At 68.7% G+C, this 10,334-nt stretch carries 7 protein-coding genes; 4 read left to right on the top strand and 3 right to left on the bottom strand.

Annotated features, from left to right (window positions below; translation table 11 throughout):
• Nucleotides 1–1,176, top strand: a 1,176-nt coding sequence (locus tag WT24_RS35790; protein WP_179949354.1) for a YadA-like family protein, incomplete at its 5' end; no start/stop codon positions are given.
• A gap of 115 nt (nucleotides 1,177–1,291) precedes the next feature.
• Nucleotides 1,292–1,954, top strand: coding sequence for an OmpA family protein (locus tag WT24_RS15455; protein WP_059504055.1), 663 nt, complete (start codon nucleotides 1,292–1,294; stop codon nucleotides 1,952–1,954).
• A gap of 199 nt (nucleotides 1,955–2,153) precedes the next feature.
• Here the strand turns inward: WT24_RS15455 and WT24_RS15445 are convergent, their stop codons facing one another.
• Nucleotides 2,154–2,342, bottom strand: a complete 189-nt coding sequence (locus WT24_RS15445) for a hypothetical protein (protein ID WP_059504075.1) — start codon at nucleotides 2,340–2,342, stop codon at nucleotides 2,154–2,156.
• 197 nt (nucleotides 2,343–2,539) lie between these two features.
• On the opposite strand from WT24_RS15445, the gene WT24_RS15440 reads away from it, so the two are divergent.
• The gene (locus WT24_RS15440) at nucleotides 2,540–2,755 is read left to right on the top strand and encodes a DUF3820 family protein (RefSeq protein ID WP_060034563.1); all 216 of its coding nucleotides are present in this window, start codon (nucleotides 2,540–2,542) and stop codon (nucleotides 2,753–2,755) included.
• 219 nt (nucleotides 2,756–2,974) lie between these two features.
• Nucleotides 2,975–8,881, top strand: a complete 5,907-nt coding sequence (gene uvrA, locus WT24_RS15435; protein ID WP_060034552.1) for an excinuclease ABC subunit UvrA — start codon at nucleotides 2,975–2,977, stop codon at nucleotides 8,879–8,881.
• 88 nt (nucleotides 8,882–8,969) lie between these two features.
• Here uvrA and WT24_RS15430 read toward each other — a convergent pair whose 3' ends face one another.
• Both WT24_RS15430 and WT24_RS15425 read right to left on the bottom strand, forming a co-directional pair.
• Entirely contained in the window at nucleotides 8,970–9,911 is a 942-nt protein-coding gene (locus tag WT24_RS15430; protein WP_060034548.1) for an amino acid ABC transporter substrate-binding protein, read from the bottom strand.
• 13 nt (nucleotides 9,912–9,924) lie between these two features.
• A partial coding sequence (locus WT24_RS15425) for a dicarboxylate/amino acid:cation symporter (RefSeq protein ID WP_156441809.1) occupies nucleotides 9,925–10,334 on the bottom strand: 410 nt, incomplete at its 5' end.

The raw sequence follows: 10,334 nt of genomic DNA, 5'->3' as shown, positions 1-10,334 counted from the left end.
GAATCGGTCGCGGTGGGGCCGACGACGGTCGTCAACGGCGACAACGGCGTGGGCATCGGCAACGGCGCGATCGTCGACCAGACGGCGCCGGGCGGGGTCGCCATCGGGCAGGCGGCGAGTTCCGCGCAGGCCGACGCGATCGCGCTGGGCAGCGGCGCGACGGCGACGGGCGCGCAGTCGGTCGCGCAGGGTGCGAATGCGGTGGCGGTCAGCGTGGGCAGCGTCGCGCTCGGCTCGGGTGCGCGTAGCTCGGCGACCGATGCGCTCGCGCTCGGCGCCGGCGCATCGGCGACGTTCGCGAACAGCGTGGCGCTGGGCGCCGGTTCGCTGACCACGGTCGGCGCGCTGACGAACTACGTCGCGTACGGGCTGAGCAGCCCGCAGTCGTCGGCCGGCGAGGTGAACGTCGGCAATCGCCAGATCACGGGGCTCGCGGCCGGCAAGAACGGCACCGACGCGGTGAACGTGTCGCAGCTCGATTCGGTCGCGAACCAGTTGACGACGCTGATCGACCAGCGCACGACCAATCTCGGCGGGCAGTACACGACGAACCCGACCGGCGCGAACGTGCCGCCGGGCTCGACCGGGCCGAATTCGTCGGCGGGCGGGTCGGGGGCGGTGGCATCGGGCTCGAACAGCACGGCGGTCGGCAACAGTTCGCTCGCATCGGGCAACGGCTCCACCGCGATCGGCGTGGGTTCGACGGCATCGGGCAACAACTCGACCGCACTCGGCACGGGCAGCAACGACGGCGGGCGCTCGAACGTGGTCGCGGTCGGCTCGGCGGATTCGGCGCGCCAGGTCGTGAACGTCGCGGCCGGCACGCAGGGCACCGACGCGGTGAACGTGAACCAGTTGAATGCGGTATCGAACCAGTTCACGCAGTCGCTGAACACGGTCAACAACCAGCTCACGCAGATGCAGCAGCAGATCCAGCAGACCGATTCGATGGCCCGCGAGGGGATCGCCGCGACCGCCGCGATGGCGTCGATCCCGCACATGGACCGCGATTCGAACTTCGCGATGGGGGTCGGCACGGCGACGTTCCAGGGCCAGAAGGCCATGGCGGTCGGCATGCAGGCGCGCATCACGGAGAACCTGAAGGCGACGCTGAACGGCGGTTTCGCCGGCAGCCAGCGCGTCGTCGGCGCGGGCATGCTGTATCAGTGGAAGTGATCGCGCGCAGCGGTTCGTTCCGGCACACGGTGCCGGGGCGGGCCGCGCCGAACGCAAACGCATGCGCGTGCGGCCGCGCCGCACGCTGCGCCCATCGCATTCTCGGAGTAATCAAGTGAAAAACATCCATCTTGCACTGCTGGCGTCCGTCGTTTCCCTCGCGGCCTGTTCGAGTGCGTCGGGGCCGACGTACAATGCGTACGAACTGCAGTCGCGCAACGGCATCCGGACGTTCCAGGTCGACTGCCACGGCATCCTGTCGACCGCGAAGACCTGCATGAAGGTCGCGACACGCATGTGCGGCAACGAGCCCGTGCGCCTCGTCGACACCACCACGCCGTACCGCGACGGCGCCGATCCGCATTCGATCGTGTTCCAGTGCGGCGCGGCGCCCGCACCGGCCGCCGCGGCCGTTGCGCCGGCGCCCGCGCCGGTCGAGAAGGTGAGCCTGACCGGCGATGCGTATTTCGCGACCGACTCGGCCGCGCTGACGCCCGCGGCCACCGCCGCGCTCGACACGCTGCTGAACCAGCAGGCCGACCGGCATTTCTCCCGCGTGGAAGTGGACGGCTATACCGACGCGACCGGTTCGGATGCGCACAATCAGGCGCTGTCGAAGCGCCGGGCGGATGCCGTCGCCGCATACCTGCGCGAGCACGGGCTGAAGGCGGATTCGTTTGCCGCGGCCGGTCATGGGGAAGCCAATCCGGCGGCATCGAACGATACCGCCGAAGGGCGCGCGCGCAATCGTCGCGTGGAAATCTCGCTGCAGAAGTAGGACGCCGCGACCGGGTTGCCGCAAGCGCGGCCGTCGAAGCAGGACGGCTTGCTTGCGGCGATGATGCTCGACGCGGACGACGGCGACGGGAAAGGGCCGTCGCGGCGTGCGCATGCGGTCCGTCGCATGAACGCCGTCGCCCCACGGCGACATGCGTCCGGCCTGCGAATCGTTATCCGCACGGGCCGTGAATCGACGCTCAGTGCCTGATCATGCAGACGGCCACGATCTCGTATCCCGGGTCGGCATGCGCACTTGCGGCTTTCTCCGCTTCGTCGTACGAACTAAAGGATGCGGCATCCTCGATGGCCGGCGCCATGCCGATATCGCCGTCCTCGGCGGTGCACAGGAACTGCTCGCCGGTCTTCACGACGTAGGTGGACATCATGATTCCCTCCATGGTGTGCAGGGGGAAGTTCCAGTCTAGCAGGCGGGAAGGAAGTCGGCGGCAGACGCGAGTCCCGGCCGTCAATCGGGGCCGGTTCGTCGATTCGGCCGGCCGCGAAGGGCCGGATTCGCGGCCGTGGGCCGGCGTGGAGCGGCGCGCGCGCGGCGGGAGAGCGCAAAGCCGTGCACAATACGCGCATGCATGCCCCCGATCTCGAGCGCCTCGTCGCCGTCACCATGCCCTTCGGAAAATACCAGGGCCGACTCATCGCCGATCTGCCCGGACCTTACCTCAACTGGCTGGCTCGCGAAGGGTTCCCGCGCGGCGAACTCGGCCGACAGCTCGCGCTCATGCACGAGATCGACCATAACGGCTTGCGGCACCTGCTGGAGCCGCTGCGCAAACCCGCGTAGCACGGCGTCCCGCCCGGGCGGTCGCCCGATTCGCTGACGACGAGGCGTTTTCGCGCCTTCGCCCGTTCATGGAAAACTGTATGAATATACAGTATAGTATCCGTCGAACCGGGCCGCGCGCAGGCATCCCTTGTCGCGGCCCGCGCCGCGCCTGCGGGCATCCGCCGCAGCGTTCCGGCACCGTGAACTCTGGCTAACTCATTCAGACGGGCAGGCAAATTGTCATCCAGCAATCTGATCCGCATTCGCGGAGCACGTCAGCACAACCTCAAGAATCTCGATCTCGACCTGCGCACCGGCGAAATGACGGTCGTGACCGGCCCGTCGGGCTCCGGCAAGTCGAGTCTCGTGTTCGACACGCTGTACGCGGAGGGCCAGCGGCGCTATGTCGAAACCTTCAGCGCATACGCGCGCCAGTTCCTCGACCGGATGGATCGCCCGCAGGTCGAGCGCGTCGACGGCGTGCCGCCCGCGATCGCGATCGACCAGACCAACCCGGTTCGCAGCTCGCGATCGACCGTCGGCACGATGACCGAGCTGAACGACCACCTGAAGCTGCTGTACGCGCGCGCGGCCGAGCTGTTCGACCGCAAGACCGCGCGGCAGGTGCGGCACGATACGCCGGAGACGATCTACGCGGAACTCGTCGCGCGTACGCGGGCGGACGATCCGCGCGTCGTCGTCACGTTCCCGGTCGAATTGCCGGAAGCGGTGTCCGACGAGGAAATCGCGCAGTGGCTGTCGGCGAGCGGCTACACGCGCGTGCAGGCGCAGCGCGAAATCGCGTCGCCCACCGGGGCGCGCAAGGTGCTCGACGTGGTGGCCGACCGTTTCCGCGTGCAGCAGGCCGACAAGGTGCGGGTGGTCGAGGCGATCGAGGCGTCGCTCAAGCGCGGCGGCGGCCGCGTGAACGTGTACGTGCTGGCGCCGGAGGCTGAAAACGCGGTCGCCGAGCCGCAGGTGTGGCGCTTCTCCACCGGGTTGCACGATCCCGACAGCGACCTGCGCTACGCGGAGCCGCAAGCGGCGCTGTTCTCGTTCAACTCGGCGTACGGCGCGTGCGAAACCTGTCGCGGCTTCGGCCGCGTGATCGGCGTCGATCTCGGCCTCGTGATCCCCGATGCGCGCAAGACGCTGCGCGGCGGCGCGATCAAGCCGATGCAGACGCCCGCGTGGAAAGAGTGCCAGGACGACCTGATGCGCTACGCGGCGAAGGCCGGCATCCGGCGCGACGTGCCGTGGTCCGAGCTGACGGATGCCGAGCGCGACTGGGTCGTCGACGGCTCGCCGGACTGGAACGGCAAGTGGCAGAGCCAGTGGTACGGCGTGAAGCGCTTCTTCGGCTACCTCGAATCGAAGGCGTACAAGATGCACATCCGCGTGCTGCTGTCGAAATACCGCAGCTACACGCCGTGCGACGTGTGCGGCGGCGCGCGCCTGAAGACGGAATCGCTGCAATGGCGGCTCGGCTCGAAAGAGAATGCCGACAGCGTGCTCGCACCGGCCGATCGCTTCATGCCTCGCGGCGTCGACTGGAGCCGCGCGCAGCTCGAAGCGCTGCCGGGCCTGACCGTGCACGACCTGATGCTGCTGCCGATCGAGCGCATCCGGCGCTTCTTCGACGAAATCGTGCTGCCGAGCGCGCTGCTCGACGATGCATTGAAGCTGCTGCTCGCCGAGGTGCGCACGCGGCTGAAATACCTGTGCGACGTCGGGCTCGGCTACCTGACGCTCGACCGGCAGAGCCGTACGCTGTCGGGCGGCGAGGTGCAGCGGATCAACCTGACGACGGCGCTCGGCACGTCGCTCACGAAAACCCTGTTCGTGCTCGACGAGCCGAGCATCGGGCTGCATCCGCGCGATCTCACGCGGATCGTCGAGGCGATGCAGCGGCTGCGCGACGCGGGCAACACGCTGGTCGTGGTCGAGCACGATCCGTCGGTGATGCTCGCGGCCGATCGACTGATCGACATGGGCCCCGGCCCGGGCGAACGCGGCGGCACGATCGTGTACGACGGCACGCCGGGCGACATCCGTTCGGCGCACACGCTGACGGGCGAGTATCTCGGCGGCCGCAAGCAGGTCGCGCATGCGTCGAACTGGGCGCGCCGTCCGGTCGATGCGAGCACGCCGCGCATCGTGCTCGAAGGCGCGACCGAGCACAACCTGCGCGACGTCACGGTCGAGATTCCGCTGCAGCGGCTCGTGTGCGTGACGGGCGTATCCGGCTCCGGCAAATCCACGCTGCTGCAGGACGTGCTGTATCCGGCGATGGCGCGGCACCACGGCAAGGCGACCGAGTCGCCGGGCGCGTTCCGCAGCCTTACGGGTGCCGACCAGGTCGGCGACGTCGTGTTCGTCGACCAGTCGCCGATCGGCAAGACCACGCGTTCGAACCCGGCGAGCTACGTCGGCGCGTTCGACGAAATCCGCAAGTTGTTCGCGAAGGCGCCGCTCGCGCTGCAGCGCGGCTACGGCGCCGGCACGTTCAGCTTCAACTCGGGCGACGGCCGCTGCCCGACCTGCGGCGGCTCGGGCTTCGAACACATCGAAATGCAGTTCCTGAGCGACGTCTACCTGCGTTGCCCGGACTGCGACGGCAGCCGCTACCGCGCCGAGATTCTCGAAGTGCGCATCGAGCGCGCGGGCCGCGCGCTGAACGTCGCCGATGTACTCGACCTGACCGTCAGCGAAGCCGCCGCGTTCTTCGCGACCGACGCCGAGGTGCTGCGCGTGCTGCAGCCGATCGTCGACGTCGGCCTCGAATACGTGAAGCTCGGCCAGCCGGTGCCGACGCTGTCGGGCGGCGAGGCGCAGCGCCTGAAGCTCGCCGGCTTCCTCGCCGAGTCGGCGGCGGCAGCCAACGGCCGCCGGGTCGCGACGGAAGAGGCGCGCATCGCGCGCGCGAAGCTGTTCATGTTCGACGAGCCGACCACCGGGCTGCACTTCGACGACATCGCGAAGCTGATGCAGGCGTTCGGCAAGCTGCTCGCAGCCGGCCATTCGCTGATCGTGATCGAGCACAATCTCGACGTGATCCGCGCGGCCGACTGGCTGATCGATCTCGGCCCGGAAGGCGGCGATGGCGGCGGCTTCGTGCTGTGCGCGGGCACGCCCGACGACGTGAAGGCCTGCGCCGGATCGCATACCGGCGTCGCGCTGCTGCAGTACGACCGCGCGATGGACGGCGCAGCGGCGGTTGCCGACGAAGGCGTGCCGCTGCAGGCCGTGCTGAACGCGGCGCGCGCGCGCCGTGCGGTCGAGGGCGAGGACGTCGTGCGGATCGTCAACGCGCGCGAGCACAATCTGAAGTCGCTCGACGTCGACATCCCGCACGGCAAGTTCAACGTGATCACCGGCGTGTCGGGGTCCGGCAAGTCGACGCTCGCGTTCGACATCCTGTTCCACGAAGGCCAGCGCCGCTATCTCGAATCGCTGAACGCGTATGCGCGCTCGATCGTGCAGCCGGCCGGTCGCCCCGAGGTCGACGCGGTGTACGGCATTCCGCCGACCGTCGCGATCGAGCAGCGGCTGTCGCGCGGCGGGCGCAAGAGCACGGTCGCGACCACGTCCGAGGTGTGGCATTTCCTGCGGCTGCTGTATGTGAAGCTCGGCCTGCAGCACTGCATCCACGACGGCACGCCGGTCACGTCGCAATCCGTCGAATCGATCGCCGCGCAACTGCTGCGCGATCATCGCGGCGAACACGTCGGATTGCTCGCGCCGCTCGTCGTCAACCGCAAGGGCGTGTACACGGATCTCGCGAAGTGGGCGAAGGCGCGCGGCAGCACGCATCTGCGCGTCGACGGCGAGTTCGTCACGGTCGATCCGTGGCCGAAACTCGACCGCTTCCGCGAGCACACGATCGAATTGCCGGTTGCCGATATCGTCGTGTCGCCGGACAACGAGGCCGAGTTGCGGCGCAGGCTCGACGAGACGCTCGAGCTCGGCAAGGGCGTGATGCACCTGCTCGCGCCGCTCGACGGGCTGCACGATGCGATGCGCAACGATCATTCGACCGCCGGGGTCGGCGCGGTCAAGGTACTGTCGGTCAAGCGCGCGTGCCCGGTGTGCGGCACGAGCTATCCGGAGCTCGACCCGCGGATGTTCTCGTACAACAGCAAGCACGGCTGGTGCACGACCTGCGTCGGTACCGGCGTCACGCTCACGCGCGAACAGCGCGCCGCGTACGACGACACGGTGCTCGCCGAGGACGGCCGCGGCCGCGAACAGACGCTGCCGTCGGACGAGCAGGAGCCGGAGGGCGTCGGCAACGAGCCGTGCCCGGATTGCGGCGGTACGCGGCTGAACCCGGTCGCGCGCGCGGTCACGTTCGATGCACATCCGATCGTCGAGGTCGCGCAATGGACGGTGTCGGACACGCGCCGCTGGATCGACGCGCTGGAACTCGCCGGACGCGACGCGCAGATCGCGCGCGACATCGTCAGCGAGATCGGCAGCCGCCTTGCGTTTCTCGAGGAAGTCGGGCTCGGCTACCTGAGCCTCGACCGCGCGGCACCGAGCCTGTCGGGCGGCGAAGCGCAGCGTATCCGGCTGGCCGCGCAACTCGGCAGCAACCTGCAGGGCGTCTGCTACGTGCTCGACGAGCCGACGATCGGCCTGCATCCGCGCGACAACCAGATCCTGCTGGACGCACTGCGCAAGCTGGGCGACAAGGGCAATACGCTGGTCGTCGTCGAGCATGACGAGGACACGATCCGCCGTGCCGATCACATCATCGACGTCGGCCCGGGCGCCGGCAAGCGCGGCGGCACGCTGGTCGCGCAAGGCGCGGTCGCCGATCTCGCCGCGCAGGCCGATTCGGTGACGGGGCGGCTGCTCGCGCAGCCGATGCTGCACCCGCTGCAGCCGCGCCGCAGCGTGAGCCTGCCGGGCAAGAAGGGCGGGGCGGCGGTGCCGGAAGCGTGGCTGACCGTGCATGGCGCCAGGTTGCACAACCTGCGCGACGTCACGGTCGGCATTCCGCTCGCGCGGCTCGTCGCGGTGACGGGCGTCAGCGGGTCGGGCAAGTCGACGCTCGCGCGCGACGTGCTGATGACGAACCTGCTCGACGCGGTCGGCCGCTCGGTGCTGTCGTCGCCGGCCACGCGGCGGGCGCGCAAGGCGGCACAGCAGGACGCGCCGGCTACCGACCGCCGCTCGAGCGTGCTCGCACGCAGCGCGCCGCGGCCGTCGCTGAACGTCACGCATGCGTGGCAGGGCTGCGAGTCGCTGAGCGGCTGGGAGCAGATCGATCGCGTGCTCGAAGTCGATCAGACGCCGATCGGCAAGACGCCGCGCTCGTGCCCGGCCACCTACATCGGCGTGTGGGACACGATCCGCAAGCTGTTCGCCGATACGCTCGAAGCGCGCGCACGCGGCTATACGGCGTCGCGTTTCTCGTTCAATACCGGCGACGGGCGCTGCCCCGCGTGCGAAGGGCAAGGCGTGCGCACGATCGGCATGAGTTTCCTGCCCGACGTGAAGGTGCCGTGCGACGTGTGCCACGGGCAGCGCTTCAATCCGGAAACGCTCGCCGTCACGTGGCGCGGCCGGAACATCGGCGACGTGCTGACGATGGAGATCGACGAGGCGGTGGAGTTTTTCGCGCCGATCTCGAACATCGCGCATCCGCTGCAGTTGATGAAGGACGTCGGGCTCGGCTATCTGACGCTCGGCCAGCCGTCGCCGACCCTGTCCGGCGGCGAAGCGCAGCGCATCAAGCTCGTCACCGAGCTGACGAAGGTGCGCGACGACATCACGCGACGCGGCCAGAAGGCGCCGCACACGCTGTACGTGCTCGACGAACCGACGGTCGGCCTGCACATGGCGGACGTCGCGAAGCTGATTCGCGTGCTGCACCGGTTGGTGGATGCGGGGCATAGCGTCGTCGTGATCGAGCATGACCTCGACGTGATCGCGGAAGCCGACTGGATCATCGATCTCGGGCCGGAAGGCGGGGTGGGCGGCGGCACGATCGTCGCGGCGGCGCCGCCGGAAGCGCTCGTGCAGGTGAAGGCAAGCCATACCGGGCAGGCGCTGAAGCCGGTGCTGGCGCGAACCGTCACCGAAGGCGCCACCGAAGGCGCCGAAGCGGAACGGCAAGGCGCGGCGCGGGTCGGCTGAGCGCGTTGCATCCGGCGAGCGGCCCCGGTGCCTGGCGAGGCATCGGGGCCGTTCTTGTTTCGTCATGCGTCGCTCATGTCGACGCCGCTCAATTCCCGTTGACGCCGATCGTCTCGATGATGGTTTCCAGTTGCGGGCTCATCGGCAGGTTGAGACTCAAGCCCGACGGAAGCGGACGCAGGAACCAGCGCTTGTACTGGCGCGCGATCTCGCCGTCGGCGGCCAGCTCCTGGAACGTGCTTTTCACGAGCTGGGCGAGCTGCGGATCGTCCTTGCGAAACATGATTCCGTACGGGTCGTAGGACAGGAAGTCGCCCACCACGTCGTACTGGCCGCCCTTGTTCGCGTTCTCGGCGATCAGCCCGTACAGCAGCACGTCGTCCGTCGCGAACGCATCGGCGCCGCCGTTCGCGACGAGCGCGAAGCCTTGCGCATGGTCCGGCACCACCTGTAGCTGGATCCCGAGCCTGAACCGTTCGTTCAGGTCGCGCAGCGCCTTCTCGTTGGTCGTACCGGCCGTCACCGCGACCTTCTTTCCCGCGAGATCGCGGAACGAGCGGACCGGCGCGCCTCGTTTCACCATCACCTTCGTGCCGGCCACGAAGATGATCGGCGAGAACGCCACGCGCTTCTGGCGCTCGAGGTTGCTGGTCGTGGAGCCGCATTCCAGATCGACCTTCCCGCTGACCACCGCGTCGATGCGGTTGTCGGACGTGACCGGCACCCAGCGAATTGTCAGGTTCCGGTTGACCGCATCCTCGATCGACGACACGAGCGCCTTGCACAGCTCGATCGAATAGCCGATCGGCTGGTTGCGCGCGTTCAGGTACGAGAACGGTATCGACGCGTCGCGATAGCCGAGCGCGATCGTGCCGCTGGCGCGCACCTTCGCGAGCGTGCCGGTCAGTTGGGCCGGCGCGACCGGCTCGACGCGCGGCGGCGTCGACGGCGCATCTTCCGCGCGCGCGGTCGCGCCCGTGGCGAGCAGGCCCGCGAGCGCGAGCGCACGCCAGAATCGCTGCATCTTCATCGCCGGGCCTCCGTCAGACTTCCGTCGGATGTGCGATCGTCGCTTCCTGTTCCGCTTCGATGCGCGCCGCGTTGGCTTCGGCGTCCGCTTCCGACAGGAGCTGGCCTTCCCATTTCGCGACCACCGCGCTGGCGATCGAGTTGCCTACCGCGTTCGTAGCCGAGCGGCCCATGTCGAGGAACGTGTCGACGCCGAGAATCAGCAGCAGCCCGGCCTCCGGAAGCCCGAACTGGTGCAGCGTGGCCGCGATCACGACGAGCGATGCGCGCGGCACGCCGGCCATCCCCTTCGACGTCAGCATCAGAACCAGCAGCATCGTGATTTGCGTGCCGAGCGACAGGTGCTGGTTGTACGCCTGCGCGATGAACAGCGACGCGAACGTGCAGTACATCATCGACCCGTCGAGGTTGAACGAATAGCCCA

Source organism: Burkholderia sp. MSMB1078WGS, from assembly GCF_001528895.1.
Lineage (GTDB): Bacteria > Pseudomonadota > Gammaproteobacteria > Burkholderiales > Burkholderiaceae > Burkholderia.
This window is presented reverse-complemented; position numbering and strand designations above follow the sequence as displayed.

Coding starts and splice junctions, on each gene's coding strand:
- WT24_RS15445 (WP_059504075.1), bottom strand. CDS start 2,342: ATGATGTCCACCTACGTCGTGAAGACCGGCGAGCAGTTCCTGTGCACC.
- WT24_RS15440 (WP_060034563.1), top strand. CDS start 2,540: ATGCATGCCCCCGATCTCGAGCGCCTCGTCGCCGTCACCATGCCCTTC.
- WT24_RS15430 (WP_060034548.1), bottom strand. CDS start 9,911: ATGAAGATGCAGCGATTCTGGCGTGCGCTCGCGCTCGCGGGCCTGCTC.